The sequence below is a fragment of the Phytomonospora sp. NPDC050363 genome, assembly GCF_040655735.1.
Taxonomy (GTDB): Bacteria; Actinomycetota; Actinomycetes; order Mycobacteriales; family Micromonosporaceae; genus Phytomonospora.
On sequence record NZ_JBFAKK010000001.1, the window covers coordinates 411,881 to 430,434 of the forward strand.

Here is an 18,554-nt window from a genome sequence, read left to right on the forward strand (position 1 = left end):
CCTCCTCACGGGATCCGCCGCTTTCGCAGCATGCGCAGATACAGCAGGGCCAGCGCGATGTTGGCGACCAGGACCAGCAGCGAGATCGCCCCGCTGTAGCCGAGGCGGCCGTCGCGGATCGCGGTGTTGTAGACGTAGACCGACACGATCTCGGAGTCGTCGCCGGGGCCGCCGGCGGTGAGCAGGAACGGCGAGAAGTCGTTGAAGGTCCACAGGGTGATCAGCAGCGTGTTGGTCAGCGCGTGCCCTCGAATATGCGGGAACACGATGTCGCGGAGGGTCTGCGGGCCCGAGGCCCCGGCCAGCCGCGCGGTCTCCAGCTGCGAGGGCGGAACCGACGACAGCGCCGCACCGTAGAGCATCATCGAGAAGGCCGTGCCGCGCCAGATGTTGAACACGACGAGGCTCGCCATCGGGTAGTCGACCAGCCACGCCAGGCCGGGGGTGCCCAGCATCGCGTTGACCGTCCCACCATCGCGGTCGAGCATCGCGATCCACAGGAACGCCACCACCGAGCCGGGCAGGATCCACGCGAAAAGGACCAGCGTCTCGACCGTCCGGCGCACCCAGCCGGTGACGTTGCGCAGCGACCAGGCCAGCGCGAAGCCGAGCCCGTTCTGCCCGACGACCGCCGAGAAACCGACGAACAGCAGCGTCAGTCCCAGCGAGTTGTAGAACGACGGGTCGGCGAGCACGTCGGTGTAGTTGTCGACGCCGACGAAGGACGGGCTGACGTGCTTCGGCCCGGTCCGCTCGTAGTCGGTGGCGCCGATGTAGAGCGTCCACAGCGCCGGGAAGAGCAGGAAGACGCCGATCAGGAGCAGGGCCGGCGCGACGAACGCGACCGCCCGGGCTCTGCCCAGTCCCACGACGTCCGAGGCCGCCCCGCCCGTCGGGACGCCGACCGCGACCACGCCCGCGTGGCTGGTCCCGGCGGTGCGGGGGTCGGCCCCGCCCGCCGGGCCGCCGTCATCCGGAGGCGACGCGTTCGCCACCGACGATGCCTTCCAGCGTCTTCTGATAGGCCGCCGCGGCCTCCTCGACCGAGGAGCCGTCGACGATCGCGTAGGTGGCCTCCTGGATCGCCGTCGAGACCTGGAGGTAGGCCAGGTCGCCCGGACGGAAACGGGTCAGCGGCACGACCTGCGAGGCGATGAAGCTCAGCATCGGATCCCCGGCCAGGACCTCGGCGTTGACGTCGTCGCGCTGGGTGATGCGCGGGCTGTCCCTCACCAGTTCCTTGACCGTCTCGGCGGAGGCCATGAAGCGCATGAGCTCCCAAGCCTGCTGCGGGTAGGCGGTGTTCGGGTTGAGCACCTGCGCGGCACCGCCCGACATCGACACGAAGTCCTGCCCGCCGACACCGGCACCCGGCGCGAATGCCGGGATCTTCGCCCATCCGACCGCCTCGTCGCGGTCGGGCATCGGCGCCACGTCCGAACTCGGGCTCAGCACTCCGCGCCACAGGTAGTCGCTCTCCAGCAGGATCCCGACCCGCCCTTTGGAGAAGGCCTCGAAGGACTTGTCGCGCCCCTTGGCCTCCTGCTGGAGCGTGGCGTCGCCCAGTTCACCGCCGTAGACCTGCTGGTAGAAGTCGAGGACCTGCCGCACCTGCGGGGTGTCGCCCTGCCACTTGCCGTCGGTGAGGATCTCCTTGCCGGTACCGGCGAGCATGGGCAGGAAGCCCTGCATCGTGGTCGCCTCGCCCATCGCGGTGCCGGCGTTGAGCTGCAAGGGGATGGCGTCGGTCTTGTCGGCGACGGCCCCGGCCGCGTCGAGGACGTCCTGCCAGCTCGTCGGCTGCCAGTCGGCGGGCAGCCCGGCCTCGGCGAACACTTCCTTGTGGAAGTAGAGGACGCGCCCGTCGGTGCCCGAGGGGATCCCGTAGCGCTTGCCCTCATAGGAGGCGTTCTGCTGGACCGAGGGCTGGATCTGGCCCCAGCCGTCCCAGTTGTTCGCCGCGTCGGCCCCGACGACCTCTTCCAGCGGCTTGATGAAGTTCGAGGCGGCGAACTCGCCGACCCAGATGCCGTCGATGTCGATGATGTCGGCGCCCTTGCCGGCTTCGAGGTCGAGGCCGATCTTGCTCTTGTACTCGGCGTCGTCGACGCCGTTGGGCTCGAACTCGATGTGGGCGGTGACGCCCTTGGCCTTCTGCTGCTCGACGAACTTCGGGATCACGTAGCCGGTGAGGAAGTCGGCGCCCTCGGCGTTCTTGCCGCCCGCGATCGCGTTCGAGGTGATCGTGAGCGTGAACTCGCCTGCACCGGCGTTCTTGTTCGGGTCGGCCGCCTCGTCGTCACCGCCGCCGAGGCATCCGGTCGCGACCAGGGCGGTCAGACCGGCGAGGGCCAGGACTCGGCCGGCGCGCCGCGCCGGCCCCCATGCTGATAACGAGCTCGGTCGGCGCATCGCTGGTCACCCTCTTCGCTGAGGCGGCGTCGCCGGCCGCCCGGCGATCCTGCGATCACCGGGCGGCCGGTCGTCTGGTGTGCCGACCCTAGTGAGGACAAATCGCCGGTGTCAACACCTTCCGGCCACCGGTCCGGCCGTCCACGATGGACCGGTGGGTCACTCTCCGCCCGGGCGCAGCCTGCCCAGTTCGGCGCGCGAGGCCACGCCGAGCTTCGGATAGGCCTTGTAGAGGTGATAGCCGACCGTGCGCGGGCTGAGGAACAGCTGCGCGCCGATCTCGCGGTTGGTCAGCCCTCCGGCGGCCAGGCGCACCACCTGCGACTCCTGCGGGGTGAGGTCGGCGAAACGGTCGTCGGACCGGACCGGTTGCGCCGCGACGCTCTCCCCGGCGGCGCGCAGTTCGAGCCTGGCCCGGTCGGCCCAGGCCGTCGCGCGCAGCCGCTCAAAGGTATCCATCGACTGCCGCAGATGGGGCTTGGCGTCGTTGACCCGGCGCTTGCGCCGCAGCCACTCGCCGTAGAGCAGCTCGGTCCTCGCTGTTTCGAAGGGCCGGTCGTCGGGACCGCCGTGCGCGGCGAGTGCCTCGGCGAAGTGCCGCTCGGCGCCGGCGTCGTCGAGGAGTGCGCGGCAGCGCGCGGTGACCGCCGCGGCCCAGGGCATGCCGACGGCGGTCGACCAGGCCTCGTAGAGCTCGAAGGCGTCGCCGACGCGCACCGGACCGTCGACGCGCGTGGCTGCCTCCACCAGGTCGGGGATGTAGGGGAGCAGGTCCATGCGGTGCGGTCGTGAGACCGCCGCCGACAGCCGTTCGTGCGCCGCCTCGAAGCGGCCGAGCGCGAGATCGGCCAAGGCGAGCGGGCCTTCGCCGATCACCTGCCCGCGGTTGCCCATGCTCTCGGTGACCTCGCCGAGGAGCCGTCCGCACCGCTCCTCGTCGCCTTCGACCGCGGCGAGGAAGGCCAGTACGCTCGCCGGCACTCCGCGCAAGATCGTGTTCGTGCCGATGTCGGCGGCCAGCCGCAGCGCTTCGGTCGCCGTGTCCAAGGCCTCGGCGTGCGCTCCGGCGTACTGCTGGGCTCTCGCCAGCAGGCCCAGCGCACGGGGGAGCACGCCGAGCGCTCCGGGCGCCCGGCAGCGCGCCACCAGTGCCTCCGCCTCGGCGAGCGCCGTCACGTGGTCACCGAGCATCAGCCGCCACACGACGAGCGTCGCGGCGTCCTCAAGGCGCATCACCGCGACATGTTCGGCGACGATCGCCACCATCTTGCGCAGGGCCGTGAGGCCGTCGGCGGGGGTGAGTCCGGCGCGCCCGTTGATCCCGGCGGCGGCGACGGCGATGGCCTGGACCCGGTCGGCGTTGCGGAGGCCGAGCTCGGCGGCCAGCCGGGCGTCGGCGGCGGCCGCGTTGAAGTCCCCGGTGAGCCAGGCGAGTTCGGCGGCGTTGAAGAGCAGGAAGCTGGCGTTGTCCTGGGAGTGCGGCGCCACCCGCCGTGCCGCGTCGGACCAGATCCGGTGGGCGGAGGCGGGTTGCCCGCGCCAGTTCGCCGCCGAGCCGCGTACCCGGGCGACGAGCGCGAGCGCGATCTCGTCGGTGAGGTTGCGCGCGGCCTGGTCGGCCAGGGCGTCGGCGCGGTCCAGCTGGCCGGCGTCGAGGGCCGAGCGCGCGGCGGCCAGGAAGCGCCGGCCCCGCTCGGCTGGCGCCGGGCTCAGCGCGGCGGCCCGGGCGTATCCGGTGGTGACCGCCGCGTACCCGCCGCGGGTCAGGATGGCGTCGGTCTCGGCTTCGAGCAGGGCGGCGACCTCTTCGTCGGTGCCGGTGGTGGCGGCCGCGAGATGCCAGGCGCGCCGGTACCCGTCGACGGTGGGGTCGAGGACCGCGGCCAGCGCCGAGTGCGCGGCGGAACGCTCCCGGGATCCGGCACCCTGGTAGGCGGCGGCGCGGATGAGCGGATGGCGGAAGAGGACCTGGTCGGCGGTGGTGCGCAGCAGTTCGCGCTTCTCGACGAGATCGAGGTCGTCGACGGAGGCGCCGAGCCTGGCCGCCGCGGCGAGTACGGTCGCCGTGCTGCGGCTGTCGTCGGCGGAGGCGACCAGCAGGAGGTCGCGGGCGGTGGCGGGCAGGGTGGCGATCCGGTCGCCGAAGCTGCGCTGGATCCGGCCGTGCGTGGGCAGCCGGGTGACGCCGCCGGTTTCGGCGCCCAGGTGCCCTTCGCGCTGTGCCGCGGCCAGTTCGCGCAACGCGAGCGGGTTTCCGCTCGATTCGGTGCGGATGTGGTCGCGGACGTAGTCGGGCAGGTCTGCGGCGTAGGCGTCGAGGACCTGACCGGCGGCCTGTTCGCCGAGGGGTGACAGGACCAGTTCCTCGATGCCCTCGGCGCTGAAGACCGGCGCGTGGGAGTCGCGCGCGCCGAGGATCATCACCACGCCCTCGGCCTGAAGCCTGCGCGCGACGAAGCGCAGGACGGCGGTGGTCTCGTGGTCGAGCCAGTGCACGTCGTCGACCAGGCACAGGACCGGGGTCGTCTCGGCCAGTTCGGTGAGCAGGTTGAGGACCGCGAGGCCCACCTGGAACCACTCCCGGTCCTCGGTGGCGGCCAGGCCGAGCGCGGTCCGCAGGGCCCGGGCCTGCGGGCCGGGCAGTGAGTCGATGCGGCCGACGTGCTCACGGAGGAGCAGGTGGAGACCGGCGTAGGGGAGTTCCGACTCGAACTCGGCGCCGTTGCTGCGCAGCAGGAGCAGGCCCTCGGCCCGCTCGGCGCAGTGTTCGAGGAGCGCCGACTTGCCGATGCCGGCCTCGCCGCGCACGATCAGCGCGGCGCTGCGTCCCGATCGGGCCGCGTCGATCAGCCGGTCGAGCCGGGCGGTTTCGGTGGGGCGGCCGAACAGCATGGGCGCGATTCTACGCAGGAAGGAAGCCCTATCCGGTGCGCGCGAGTGTGACGTGGACGTCCCGGAGGGCGGCGGCGGCCCTTGCGGCCGCGCCGCCCTTCCGGTTCCTCAGGGGACCAGCACGGCCTTGCCGACCGTGCCGCGGTTCTCCAGCGCGGTGTGCGCCGCCGCCGCCTCGGCGAGCGGGTAGACCTGGGTGAGCGCGATGAGCCGTCCGGCCGCGCCTTCGGCCAGCGCCTCGGTCTCCAGGCTGCGCAGGCCCCCGGGGCGGGCGAGCATCCGCGGCCCGAGGGCGACGGTCACCTCCAGGGCCTTGGCGTAGATGTCGTCGGCGTCGAGCTCGGTGACCGTCCCCGACGACCAGCCGAACATGATGAAGCGCCCACCGATGCCCAGCAGGTCAAGGGCCGCGCGCCCGGCCTCGCCGCCCACGCTGTCGAAGGCGACGGTGATCTCGCGCCCGGACAGGGCCGTGCGCACCGCCTCCGCCCAGCCGGGCTCGTCGTAGGCCACCGTGATCGCCTGCGGCGCGACGTTCTTGATCTGGTCGAGTTTCCCGCCTCCCGCGGCGGCGACCACGGTCGCGCCCACGTTGGCGGCCGCCTGCACAAGCAGGGAGCCGATCCCTCCCGCTGCGGCGGTGACCAGCACGACGTCGTCGCCGGTCAGCGCGGCCACGTCGAGGATCCCGATCGCCGTCCGGCCGGTACCGATCAGCGCGACCGCCTCGGCCTCACCGAGTCCATCGGGGATGGGGTGGACCGCTTCGGCCTCGCGTACCGCCAGTTCGGCGTAGCCGCCGCTGGCGATGCCCAGGTGGGTGACGGCCCGTCGCCCCACCCAGGAAGAGTCGACGCCGTCGCCGACGGCTTCCACGACGCCGGCGACCTCGCGTCCCGGTGTCATCGGCAGCGCCGGTCCGGCGAACGGGTGGTCGCCGGCGGTCCCGGCACGGATCGCCGCGTCGAGCAGGTGCACGCCGGCCGCGCGGACCCGGATCAGCAGCTGCCCGGGCCCGGCGACCGGGTCGGGAGCGTCCTCGAAGAGCAGGGTCTCGGCCGGGCCGACCTCGTACTGGCGAATCGCCTTCATGGCCACTTCCCTTTCGTCAGACCGCGTAGGCGGTTTCGAGGCGGGCGGTGCGCAGCGCACGACCCCACCAGGTGAGCTGGCCGAGCATTCCCTTGGCCGCGCCGGCCAGGGCCTCGGGCTCGGCGAAGCGGCCGTCGGGGCCCAGCAAGGTCCAGTAGTTGACGAGGCCGATGGTGTCGCGCACGGTCAGCGCGTGGACCTCGGGGAAGATCTGCCGCAGGTGCTCCACCGCCCGCTGTCCGCCGACCATGCCGCCGTAGGAGACGAAACCGACCGGCTTGGTGTGCCATTCCGCCTGGTAGTGGTCGATCGCGGCTTTCAGGCCGGCCGGGTAGCTGTGGTTGTACTCCGGCGTGACCACGACGAACGCGTCGGCGGCGTGCAGCCGGGCCGACAGGCTCCGCACGTTCGGGTGGTCGTCGCTGTCACCGGTGATGTGGGCCGGCAGCTCGCAGTCGAGCAGGTCCACGACGTCGACGTCGAAGCCGCCGTATCGACGGGCCTCCTCGGCGATCCACTCGGCCGGAACCGGACCGAAGCGTCCTTCGCGGGTACTGCCGATGATGACGGCGAGTTTCAGGTTGTCGGGCATGGGGTGCTCCTCGTCAAGGCTTCGACCACCGGTTTCGGTGTCGTGGCCAAAGCTATGGGCGGCCGGCGGTCCCGCCATCTGTCAGGTGACTGGGCCCGGTGACCGGTGACCTGTACTGGCGGTGCGACCGGCGCCCCGGTCGCACCGACCAGTCACGCGACAGATGCCCCGGCCGGTCCCGGATCCATAGTTTCGGGGTATGACTCAGCTCGGCACCACCGAACCCCGCAGCGAAGTTCCCACCCGGTGGGCGCCCGTCTTCGCTCTCGCCTTGGCCATGGTCGTCGTGACCTCCGACCTCATGCTCGCCGCCGTCGCCCTGCCCGACATAGGCGACGACCTGAGCGTCGGCCCGGCCGTCACCGCCTGGGGCCTGCTCGGCTACGCCCTGCCGATGTCGGCGGCGGCCATCCCCGCCGGCCGCTGGGCGGACAAGGCCGACATCCGCAAGGTGTTCCTGCTGTCGATGTTCGGTGTCGCCGCCGCCAGCGTCCTGGTCGCCGCCGCCCCGACCTTCTGGCTGCTGATCGCCGCGCGCTTCCTGCAAGGGCTGGCCGCCTCACTGGTCATGGCCGTCTACATGCCCATCGTCGCGGCGTCCGTGCCCGCGGACCGGCGCGGACGGGCCATCGGTTACATCATCACCGTGATGACCATCGGCGGCATGATCGGCGCCCCGCTCGGAGGCCTCGCCGTCGGCGCTTTCGGCTGGCGCGGCCTGTTCCTGCTGAAGCTGCCCATCGTCGCCGCCGCCCTGTGGCTCGGCTGGCGGGCGATTCCCGGCAACGGCAAGGGCCTGCCCGTTCCCGACCGCGTCCTGATCCGCGACAGCCTCGTGATGGGCGGCGCCGTCGCGGCGATCCTCCTCGCCTTCGACCGACTCAGCGAACAGCCCGCGCTCGCCGCCGTGCTCGTCGTCATCTCGGTCGCCCTCACGGTCGTCTGGCTGCGGCTGCGCAGCTCGGCGCCGCTGATCGCGGTCATCCGCCGGCGGACCGTCGGGATGGGCCTGCTCGGCCTCTTCCTGATGAGCTTCGCCGTCGGCCTGATGTCCTTCCTGCTGCCCTACTTCGTCGTCGACGAGATGCGCGAAAGCCCCGCGACCACGGGTGTCGCGCTGCTCTTCCTCTCCGGCGCCATGGCCCCGATCGCGCCCATCGCCGGCAAACTCGCCGACACCTTCGGCGCCCACAAGGTCGCCGTGGTCGGGGCGATCCTCTCGGTCGGCGCGATGACGACGATGCTCACCGTCGACTCCGACACCGACCTGTTCGGGCTCGCCTGGCGCCTGGTGCTCATCGGCATCGCCTCGGCGCTGTTCAACGGGCCCATCAACACCAGTCTCATGGCGGCCACTCCCCGCGAGGCGATCGGCGCGGCGGGCGGGGCCTTCGCGACGGTGCGGACGCTCGCCTCGACCATCGGCCCGGCCGTGACGGCCCTGGCCTGGACGATCGGCGGTGGCGGGATGACCGGCTTCACCGTCGGCGTGCTGACTCTGCTGGCGGCCTACGGTCTCGGGGTCCTCGCGCTCCTGGCCGCCGGCCCTTCACGGGAGAAGGCACCGGCCGTTTGACCGGGACGCCGTCGCGTCATTCCTGTGTGGTGAACAGCGCGAGCGCGGCCGCGCGGACCTCTGCTTCGGCGTGCCCGCGCAAACGCAAGAGCAGGTCGCGCCACGGCGGGTCGGCGCCACGCCGGCCGGAGCCGACGCGGGAGCCGCCGTCGGCGAGCGCCAGCGCGAACAGTCCGGCGGGGAGATCTCCGCGTTCGGCGAGCGTCTCGGCGGCCGGCCGGAAGGCCCGCGCGTCGCCGTGCGGACGGCGCGAGGCCGCCGCGAGGATCTCCCCGGCGACGCGGGACGCGGTGACCGGCCGCCCGGCGAGGAGGTCGGCGACCGACGCCAGGTCTTCCGCGATCGCGCCGGGGACCGCCGAGGTCAGGCCGCTGGAGGCGATGAGCAGCCGTGCGGCGCCGGCGAGGTGATCGGGACGCTCGGCGAGGATCCCGCCCGCCCGGGCCAGCGCGGCGCGGCCCGCCGGTGACAGGGCGGTGTCCGCGTGGGCCACGGCTGCGGACACGAGCGCGTCGAGGCGCTGAGCGGACGGACGGTCCCGGTCGCACGCCTCCGGCCGGGTGTCGGCGGCCTCGGCGTCGAGGAGGCCGGCGACGGCTTGTTCGAGCGCCTCGGAGTCCGGGGCGGTGTGCAGCATGGCGGCCAGCGACCGCGCGGCGATCCGCCAGTGGACCCGCTCGTCGAGATCGGCGAGCGCGCCGACCAGCAGACCGCCGGCTTCGGGAGCCCATGGAGCCCAGGATGGATAGGCCGCCCAGGCGGCGACGGCGATCAGCGGCCGCGGGTGGGCGCACAGCACGCTGACGAGGCCGCCGTAGCGAGTACGGTGCCGAGGCGCGGTGTCGAGTGGTCCGATCGCGAGGACGGCCGTGGCGACCGCCGTCTCGTCGCCGGCGACGGCATCGTCGAGGATCTGCCAGGCGCGGGGATCGTCGAGCTGGAGGCGCACCGCCGAGACGATGGCGGCCTTGACATCGCGATGCGTTCCGGGCCGCCAGGCCGCGGCGAGCGCGTCCATCGCTGCGGGCACCGCCAGCCGCGACAGCAACCGCGCGGCCTCTTTTCGGCTGGTCACCTTGCGCCCGTCGGCGAGGGCGCCGGTGAGTTTCGGTCCGAGCCGTGACGGGTGTACGAAGCTCGCGGCGCGTCCGGCGGCGTACGCGGCGACGCGGGCGCGGTCGCCGTCGAACTCGGTGAGCGAGACGTCGAGGGCGTGTTCGGGGTCGCCGGTGTGGGCGAGGGCTGCGAGGGCGGCCTCGGCGAGGACGACGTCGGGGGAGCCGAGGTAGCGCGAGACCACGGTGTCACCGCCGGGGACATCGGCGACGGCGTGGATCGCCTGGACTCGGGAGTACCGCTGCGCGCCGGCGTCCGCCGCCGCTTCGGCCAGCAGTCGTGCGCACACATCGCGCTGGCGCGGCAGCATGCGGCCGGGGAACCTGATGGACGGGACCCAGGGGGCGCCTTCGGCGATGAGGCGTCCGTGCGGCGGACCGGGCAGCACCAGGTCGAGCAGATCCGTGCGCCGCGCGGACAGGATGTTCCACACCGGTGGCATCGCTACCGTCGAGCTGTCCTCGCCGACGACTTCTTCCACGCGGGTGTCGCGGGTGGCGGGGTCGTCGAGCCACAGGCGGATCCCCTGGAGCATCACCGGGACGAGATTGCGTGGCGACACGGCCCGGCGCAGCAGGGCCTGGAGACCCCGGACGCCCCGGGCGCGCTTGCCGAGAGCGTTGGCCACGGCGAAGAGCGGGTCGAAGTGGGCGCGGTCCGCGCACGCCGTCAGCCAGGGGAGCACCGCCTCCGCGAAGGCGTGCTCCTGGCCTCGGCGCAGGGCGCGGTCGAGCCGGGGAAGCGGAGGCATCCTGTTGGCGAACAGGCGGTCGAGCGTCCGGGTGGCCCAGACGCGGAGCGGTGCGACCTCGCCGCGTTCGGCGAGGACGGTCGTGGCGAGGCGGCCGAGCGCGTCGAGTGTCATCCAGGAGGCGTCGCGCGCCTCGGCCACACCCGTGGCCAGTTCTTCCAGCGTGGCGAGATGCGAGGCCTCGAAGCGGTGGGCGGGCACGGCGGCGATCGCGCCGACCGCGCTCTCGCGCACCGGGTCCTGCTCGTTGCGGAGCCGGCCGAGTGCGCCCAGTGCCGTGCCGAGCGCGGTCGGATCGTTCGATCGGACGGCGCACTCGAAGAGCAGCCGGTAGGCCTCGGCTCGTTCCTCCGCCCGGTGTGAGCGGGTCGCTTCGGCGATCGCGGGGAAAGCCTCTTCGAAAGGAAGGCGTGCCGTGAACCAAAGCCTCTGCCCGGCGTCCTGGGCGATCTGCGGCAGAGCCAGGCAGCGCCTCGCCTCGGCCGTCTGGCGCGCATGGGGGAGCGCCGACAGCAGCGGGTCGCCGATCGGGTCGGTGAGGTCGGGACGGACCGCGTCGAACAGTTCCGAGCGCCGCGACGGGGGCAGCGCGTCGAGCAGGGCGGCCAGTTCGCCGTCGCCGTCGAGGGCGTGCGCGAACCCGGTGAGCACGACGGTGTCGAGGCCGGCGATCCGGCGCAGCAGGGACGGACGCGAGCGGGCCGCGCGAAGTCCGGTCTGCGCCGGGTCGGTCAGCAGCCGCACGACCCGTTCGGGCCGCCGGACGGCCAGCAGGCCGACGGCCCAGGCGGTCTCCGATACCGCGGGCAATCCGGGGTGGCGCTCCAGCAGCGCGAGGAGGTCCTCGGGCGCGTGGCGGGCGGTGGTCAGGACGGCCCGCCCGCGCCTCGACCACCACGCGTCGCGGGCGGGACCGGCGAATTCGGCGAGGAGGCGGCCGGCCTCGTCGAGGACCGGGCCGGGGTGGCGCCCGGCGAGGAACTTCCAGCCGGTCAGCGCGTAGGACAGTTCCGGCAGGAGCCGGGCGACGGTGTCGCCCTCGCAACCGGGAAGCACGCGGGCGGCCTCCCGGTCGCCGTAGCGGGCGCGCACCGGGCCGATGATGGCCTCGGCGAGCGGCGTGTCGTTCCTCGCCAGCCGGTAGAGCCGGGCCCGCGTCCCGGCGGGGGCGTCGTCGAGCAGGGCGGTCAGCCGGGGCGTCTCGACGCCCAAGGCCACGGCCGCGCGCAGTGAGCGGGCGACGATGCCCCGGTCGGTGTCCGCCAGCCCGGTGCGCACCGAGCGCCCGTCACGGGCGGCCACGCCCATGGTCAGCGCGATGTGCCGGTGGTCGGTGTCTCCGGACCACAGTTCGCCGAGCAGTTCGCGCAGGTCGGCATGGGGCAGTCGGCACGCGTGCGACGCCAGCAGACGCGCGCGGGCCGGATACGCCAGGGAATCGAGGCGGGTGAGCAGTGCCGTGCCGGGTGAGGCGGACATGCCGACATCCTGCACGACGCTCGCACGAGGGTCACCAGAATTGATCTCGCCGAATGTTTAAGTGTTGATCACACTGGGTAGCAAGTGGCTTGCAGAGATCATCGGCGAACCATCGGGGGGATGGACAAATGATCGGCAACTCGCAACTCACTCAGCTCCACGACGCGACCGTCTACGACGCCAACGGTGACAAGATCGGCGGCGTCAAGCAGGTGTTCGTCGACGACGCCAGCGGCGACCCCGTCGTGGCGAGCGTGCACACCGGACTCTTCGGGATGAGCGAGTCGTTCGTCCCGATCCACGACGGCGACCTGAGCGACGGGCGGCTGCAGGTCAAGGTCGACAAGGACATGGTGCGCGACGCGCCGCGCCTCGACCCGGCCGGAGAGGGCGACGAGGTCCACCTCAGCGACGAGCAGCTCGGCGAGCTGTACTCGTACTACAACCTGCCCTACGGCAGCGGCCGGCGCGACTACGCCAACACCGACAAGCAGCAGACTGGGCCGATGGCCGGGCAGAACACGGCGAAGGGGCGCGACACGGCGAAGGGGCGCGACACGGCGAAGGGGCGCGACACGGCGAAGGGGCGCGACACGGCGAAGGGGCGCGACACGGCGAAGGGGCGCGCCCAGGTGCCGGCCACCGAGGCGCAGGGAGCCGCCGACCAGGCCGCGGCGAAGCGTTCGGGCCGCAAGTCCGGCGCGATGGACGCCGACGCCGAGTCGCCCGAGCTCACCAGCTACGCCGAGAAACTGCACGTCGGCACCGAGGCCGTCGAGGGCGGCCGCGTGCGGCTCCGCAAGCACGTGGTGACCGAGAACGTCACCAAGACCGTTCCGGTCCGCCACGAAGAGGTCCGCGTCGAGCGTGTCCCGGTCGACGGCGACGCCGCCGACCCGAAGCACCAGTTCGCCGAGGAGACCGTCGAGGCGACGCTCTACGCCGAGCGGCCGGTCGTGGAGACCGAGACGGTCGCCGTGGAGAAGGTCCGCCTCACGAAGGACATGAAGACCGACGAGCAGCAGGTCACCGGCGAGGTCCGGCACGAGGAGATCGACGTCGACGACACCGGCCGCGAGCGAGGCCGTGAACGCTGACGATGGCAGGGAATGGGCCGGGGAGGCGGCGCCGCCCCCCGGCCGCCCCCGTGCCCGCCGTCAGGACACGCCGTAGTCGGTCTCGCGGACGAAGATCGTCACGTCGTGCCGGATCCACGAGCGCAGGAACTCGGCGTCCTCGTAGGGCAGCAGCCCGATGCCGGGCGGCTCCCATCCCAGCGAGTAGGACTTGCGGCGGGCCCGGCACAGCCGCAGCGCGAGGCCGTCGGGGAATTCGTCGAGCCTGCGATCGGTGTGCACGACCATTTCGCCGAGCGCGAGGACCAGGTACAAGACGGCGCCCAGGACCTCACGGCGGTGCCCGGCGGCGCGGGCCAGCGCACGGTCGCCCAGTCTCAGCGCCTCCGGAACGAAGCGCTCGTCGCCTCCCGGCAACGGGGGCATCGCGGTGAGCTGGTGCAGGTCGAAGGGCGAGCCGATCGTCTCGCGCAGCAGCGCGAGATCCCGCAGGGCACCGGTGCGCACGACACCCCGCCGCTCCGGGAAGGCCGCGTCCAGCAGCGCCATCGCCGACGTGAACGGCGGCCGCCTCGTGTAGGTGTGCAGTTCTCCGCCGAAGAGCCGGTCGAACCGCGACGCGAGCTGGTCGCCGGGCAGGTCGGCCAGGCGCAGCAGGCCCCGTTCCAGACAGAAGTCCCACAGCCACGGATGCGCCAGGCACAGCTGGCGGACCTGGGCGGCGTCGCGTGACAGACGCTCGGCCACCAGCGCCTTCAAGACCCCCGGCACCGCCCCGGAGTGCCGGAAGTGCTCGCCGAGCAGCAGCCGGAGATGAGCGTGGGCCGAGGAGGTCGGCATGCTCTCCAGGAAACCGGCGAGGACACCGCGCAGTGCGTCCCGGTTCAGCGGCACGGTGTCGGCGGTCAGGACGCAGAACTCCCGCAGCACCCCCGCCTGCGGCTGCTCGGAGCGTTCGGCCTCGGCGAGCAGTTCCAGGATCATCTGCGACGAGCCCGCCGCGCTGTTCTGGCTGACGATGCTCAGGCACATCTGGGCGAGCACCGGGTTCTTCTGCGAGACGATGTGCGGCACGAGCTCGCGGGCGAGGCGGCTGACCGAGGCGGAGTGGCGGACGTGGTGACGGGCGGCGAAGTACTCCATCAGGCTTCGGTGGGTGAAGGCGAAGATCTCCTCGCCCTCGTCGTTGGGCCCGATGTCGGTGAACAGCCAGCCCCGCCCCCGGCACAGCTCGATCACCTCCCCGGCGAGGCGCTCGGCCTCGCGGCGGTCGGCGACCACTTCGGACAGCAGATTACGGGCGGCGACCGAGCGCAGCTGACGCTCGGTCATGCCGCCCTGGTATTCGGGGGTGTGCAGCATCAGCGCGGCGATCTCGATCAGCGCGATCTCGTAGGTGTCGACCTCCCAGGTGCTGTCGACGATCCCGCGCGACAGATCCCAGTCGCGCAGCAGCAGCTCGACGCACTTGCGGTAGATCTGGGTGCGCCGCCTCGGGATGTCGGCGTGACCGCGGTAGAGAACGCAGATGAACGACAGCATGAGCGGATTGCTGCGCAGGTCGTGGATGGAGCCGCTGGTCTCCATGAAGTGCGCGATCGCCTTGGCGCGCGCCGAGTCGTCGAAGGACGCCGCCAGCCGGAACCACTTGCCGACGTACTCCTCCACCTGGCGGGGAGTGAAGGGGTTGATCTCCAGTTCGGTGTAGACCTCGGTGTCGAGCCGGATGGCGGGGTAGCCGATCCCGCGCGCGGTCACCAGGACCGCGCTGAGCGGGAAGGCGTTGCCGACCGCCTCAATCGTGCGCGACACCTGCTTTCGCCGTGCCAGCGAGCTGACCTCGTCGACGCCGTCGAAGATGACCAGCGCCCCGCCCTCCAGGAGCGTGCGCTCGACGAGGCCCGGCGGTGGCGGGGTCTGGAAGCCCCGGGCCAGGACCCGCTCGATCTCCTGCACGACGTTGAAACCGGCCGGGTCGAGGTTGAGGCCGCGCACCGGGAGCAGGAACACCGGGCCGCGCTCGCGCGACCACCGGATCCCGATCACCTTGCTCAGCGTCGACTTGCCCGCGCCGGGGTTGCCGACGATGACGGTCCGGTCGAGCTCGTCGACGATCCGGCCGACTCCGGTGCGCCGCGACATCCGCAGGCTCGGCGCGTTCACCCCGGCCTGCGCCGGCGCGGTGACCTCCGGTTCGACGTAGAGCTCGGCGAAGGGGATCTCGCGCCGCGAGCCGAGGTCGGGCAGCGGGATCCGGCCGTGCGCGCGGTCGAACTCCAGGCGGTACTTGGCCATCCAGCGGGCCGAGTCCTCGGTGCCGCCGCCGTTGGCCGCCAGGAAGGCCACGTAGCGTTCGGCCGACTCGGCGGTGGCCAGCGACAGGGTGGCCTGCGCCCAGTTGAAGGTGTCGCCGCCGGCGACCGGGTATCCGGTGAGCTGCTCGGCGACCCGCGCGCAGGCGGTGTCCAGGCTCTTCCAGAGCGCGTCGAAGGCCGGCCGGAACGACTCGGTGAGCACCCGCCGCCGTTCCGGCGCGGCATCGGTGAACAGCTCGTCGGCGAACAGCGTGAATGCGGCCTCGCCCAGCCTGCGGCCGCCCCTGGCCTGACCGGCGATGCGCAGGGCGATCAGCTGCTTGGCGAAGACCTGGAAGCGGGGGAGGCCGACGACCTTCAGCAGCCGCTGGTGGGTGATGTTCTCGGGCAGGTCGAACACGATCGACAGGGCGGAGAAGTCGCCCTGGTGCGGCCCGCGGATCTGTTCCAGCCGCCCGTAGGCGTCCGGGCTGCGCACGTGGCCCTTGCGGACCAGCGCCGACCACGCGCGCTGGATGAACGGCCTGGCGGCCTGGTTCACCACGTTCGTCAGCGGGGGCACGAGCCGGGTCAGGTCCACGCACCGAGATTACGGCTTGTCCGGCGGATCGGCGTGGGGCCGCGGCCGCCCGGCCACCGCGAAACCGCGTCTACTGTGGAGGCCGCCCGTTCGGGCAGCGGTTCACGGCGCCTCGCCGCGGACCCGAAAGTCCCGTGCGGTGGCCTCGATCGCCGCCGTCACCTCGGCCGGTCCGGCGCCCCTGAACCGGAAGCGGCCGCCGACGTGCTCGTAGTACGCGTCCGCGGCGGGCAGGACGTCTCCCGGGCTCAGCAGAGCCTCGGCGTAGGGGCCCGGCACGCGGCCGGTCATCGGCGTCGCCTCGGTGATCCGGCACGGCCGGGCCGCCGGGGCGGGCACGAGCAGCCAACCGGCCGTCTCCTCCGCCCGGAAACCGTCCCACGGCAGGGGATCGAGGCCCATGGAGAGCCGGAAGGCGGCCTCCATGAGGTCGTAGCCGTGCACCTCACGCCACAGGAAGGGGATCTCGGCGCCGCCGACGCGCGCGCCCACTTCGAGAAAGGCGCACTCGCCGCTCTCCTCGCCGACGAACAGCTCCAGGTGGAAGGGCGTGGCCCGGCCGGGCGACAGGGCGCCGAGGACGCGGTCGGTGACCTCCGCGACGAGCCCGGTGACCGCCGGATCCTCGACCGAGCCGAGCACGTCGCCGGTCCGGAAGCCCAGGCAGGTGTTGAGGTACCGGGAAGCGCGCAGCGGTCCGGTGCGGGTGCCGTCGAAGAGCCCGTCGACGTGGAAGATCTGGCGTTCGTCGAAGGCCTGGACCATCAGGGGGCCGTGGGTGTCGACGTCGAGGTCGCCGAGTCCGGCCGGTCCATCCAGTTTGGACACCCCGGCGCTCGAACTGCCGACGCGCGGTTTCACCACGACCGGGTAGCCGTGCTCGCGGGCGAAGGCCTCGACCTCGCCGGCGTCGGTGACGCCCGCGAAAGCCGGCACCGCGACACCGGCCGCGGCGACCTTCCCGGCCATGACCAGCTTGTCGCGGAAGGGGACCAGGTCGGCCAGTACCGGACCGGGGCAGTCCCACTCGGCGCGCAGCTGCGCCGCGACGAGCAGGTCGTCCTCCTTGAGCCCGACGATCGCCGCCGGGCTCCCGTGGTCCTCGACGAGGTGCTTGACCCGGTCGGCGACCGAGGGCAGGTCGTCGGTCGCCGCGACCAGCTCGACGGCGGCCGCCGCCGTCGACAGGGACGGCGCGGCCACCTCCGTCGTCACATAGGTGACCGCGTTCGCCTCGTGGTCGATGTAGCGCTCGTACTCGGCGTAGCGCGCCAGCCAGCGGTGGATGACGACGACGTGCGGCCGCGCCTCCATCAGGACTCCCCGGCCAGTTCGTAGAAGGCCGGGCCGTCGAGGTGGCGGACGGTCCCGAAGTCGCGGATCGCGATCTCCTCCACCTCGTGGGCGAAGTTGACGATCAGCGGGCAGGTCATGTCGTCGATCGTGGGCCGCAGGCGCCCGCCGGGCGAGACGACCGGCCGGACGTCCTGGAAGCTCTCCAGCCCTTCGATCACCGGCAGCAGCGGGTATCCGGCCAGTTCGGCGTCCACCGTGGACACCGCCATCGCCGAGACCCAGTGCCGGTTGAGCCGGTAGTCGTCCTTCCAGCGGGCGTCGAAGCGATCCGGGCGGACGTAGGCGTCGACGATCCACTCCAGGTGCGCCTCCCCGATGCACTCGCGCGAGTAGAACGGGATGTCCAGTCCCGCCATCCGAGCGGCCGCCTCCACCAGGCAGGGACCCTCCGGCGTCAGCTTGATCTCCAGGTGGGAGGCGCCGTACTGGACGCCGAGCGCGTCGAGGACCTCGAAGGCGTAGGGCACCAGCGCGTCCTGGGCGTCACCGCGCCGGGGCAGGATCCGCAGTCCGGTGGTCAGGTCGAGGATCCCGTTGGCGGAGATCTTCTCGTACTTCCACACATCGGTGACGTGGTGGCGGCCCTCGCGGCTGACGATGTCCACGATGTACTCGCCGCCGGCCAGGTACTCCTGGGCGACGACGCCGTCGTTGCGCGCGGAGAAGACGTTCTCGGCGCCGAGGATCGCCTCGTAGGCCGCGACGGACTCCTCGGGCGTCGAGCAGAACGCGACACCGTCGCCGGCGGCGCTTCGCAGCGGCTTGACGACCACGCGGCCACCGAAGTCGCGATGCCAGTCGGCGAGCTGCGCGGCATCGGTGACCAGGAGCTGCCGGGTCGCGCGGACCCCTGCGGCGCGGACGGTCTCCATCTGCACGTACTTGTCGCGGCGGGCGGCGCTGAGGGCCGTCCCGTTGCCGGCCAGACCCATCCGCTCGGCGAGGAGGTCGGCGAACTCCACGCCCACCTCACCGCCGGCGATGACCGCCTCGGGCTCGAAGGCCGCCACCGCCGCGATCGTGGCCTCCAGGTCGCCGTCGTGGACGATGTTGGCCGCGTAGGGCGACAGGTCGAAACTCGACTGGTAGACCAGCGGCACGCCCGGCGTGCTCTGCACCCGCACCACCGCGTAGCCGGCCTCGTGGAGCACCGGCGCCAGCCGCCTGGTCGGGGAGTAGGCGTCGACGATGACGACGTGCTTCTGCGTGCTCATGGACAACCCTTTTCCTCCGAGGTCTCGCCTGACCGGCAAAGGATGAGCGCCGCCGCCATGGATTCGCCACAGATCCGCCAGTGCCCGCGCGCACCGGATTCGC

Annotated in this window: 11 protein-coding genes; 2 read left to right on the forward strand and 9 right to left on the reverse strand. The window is 72.5% G+C overall.

What is annotated here, in order from left to right:
• Nucleotides 1-5 precede the first annotated feature (5 nt).
• From AB0I28_RS01860 to AB0I28_RS01880, 5 genes are all read right to left on the reverse strand, one after another.
• Entirely contained in the window at nt 6-995 is a 990-nt protein-coding gene (locus AB0I28_RS01860; protein ID WP_357488777.1) for a sugar ABC transporter permease, read from the reverse strand.
• Nucleotides 970-2,412 (reverse strand): extracellular solute-binding protein, encoded by a 1,443-nt coding sequence (locus AB0I28_RS01865; protein WP_357488778.1) that lies wholly within the window; start codon nt 2,410-2,412, stop codon nt 970-972. Before AB0I28_RS01865 ends, AB0I28_RS01860 begins: the two co-directional genes overlap by 26 nt.
• A gap of 159 nt (nt 2,413-2,571) precedes the next feature.
• A complete protein-coding gene (locus AB0I28_RS01870) occupies nt 2,572-5,304 on the reverse strand; it encodes an AAA family ATPase (RefSeq protein ID WP_357488779.1) in 2,733 nt (910 codons plus the stop codon).
• Nucleotides 5,305-5,412: 108 nt separating this feature from the next.
• Nucleotides 5,413-6,396, reverse strand: coding sequence for a zinc-binding dehydrogenase (locus AB0I28_RS01875; RefSeq protein WP_357488780.1), 984 nt, complete (start codon nt 6,394-6,396; stop codon nt 5,413-5,415).
• A gap of 16 nt (nt 6,397-6,412) precedes the next feature.
• Nucleotides 6,413-6,988: an NAD(P)H-dependent oxidoreductase gene (locus tag AB0I28_RS01880; RefSeq protein ID WP_357488781.1), complete on the reverse strand. Its 576-nt coding sequence runs from the start codon at nt 6,986-6,988 to the stop codon at nt 6,413-6,415.
• A gap of 199 nt (nt 6,989-7,187) precedes the next feature.
• Here AB0I28_RS01880 and AB0I28_RS01885 point away from each other — a divergent pair, with 199 nt between their 5' ends.
• Nucleotides 7,188-8,564 carry an MFS transporter gene (locus AB0I28_RS01885; RefSeq protein ID WP_357488782.1) on the forward strand — a complete coding sequence of 459 codons (1,377 nt, stop codon included), beginning with the start codon at nt 7,188-7,190 and terminating at the stop codon, nt 8,562-8,564.
• A 16-nt stretch (nt 8,565-8,580) separates the two neighbouring features.
• On the opposite strand, the gene AB0I28_RS01890 is transcribed toward AB0I28_RS01885, so the two are convergent.
• The gene (locus AB0I28_RS01890) at nt 8,581-11,910 is read right to left on the reverse strand and encodes a hypothetical protein (RefSeq protein WP_357488783.1); all 3,330 of its coding nucleotides are present in this window, start codon (nt 11,908-11,910) and stop codon (nt 8,581-8,583) included.
• A gap of 128 nt (nt 11,911-12,038) precedes the next feature.
• Here AB0I28_RS01890 and AB0I28_RS01895 point away from each other — a divergent pair, with 128 nt between their 5' ends.
• A complete protein-coding gene (locus tag AB0I28_RS01895; RefSeq protein ID WP_357488784.1) occupies nt 12,039-13,007 on the forward strand; it encodes a PRC and DUF2382 domain-containing protein in 969 nt (322 codons plus the stop codon).
• Nucleotides 13,008-13,067: 60 nt separating this feature from the next.
• Here AB0I28_RS01895 and AB0I28_RS01900 read toward each other — a convergent pair whose 3' ends face one another.
• The 3 genes from AB0I28_RS01900 to AB0I28_RS01910 form a co-directional block, all read right to left on the reverse strand.
• Nucleotides 13,068-15,881, reverse strand: coding sequence for an NACHT domain-containing protein (locus tag AB0I28_RS01900; protein WP_357488785.1), 2,814 nt, complete (start codon nt 15,879-15,881; stop codon nt 13,068-13,070).
• Nucleotides 15,882-15,983: 102 nt separating this feature from the next.
• Nucleotides 15,984-17,195: a biotin carboxylase gene (locus tag AB0I28_RS01905; RefSeq protein WP_357488786.1), complete on the reverse strand. Its 1,212-nt coding sequence runs from the start codon at nt 17,193-17,195 to the stop codon at nt 15,984-15,986.
• Nucleotides 17,195-18,451 (reverse strand): ATP-grasp domain-containing protein, encoded by a 1,257-nt coding sequence (locus tag AB0I28_RS01910; protein ID WP_357488787.1) that lies wholly within the window; start codon nt 18,449-18,451, stop codon nt 17,195-17,197. Before AB0I28_RS01910 ends, AB0I28_RS01905 begins: the two co-directional genes overlap by 1 nt.
• Nucleotides 18,452-18,554: the final 103 nt, after the last annotated feature.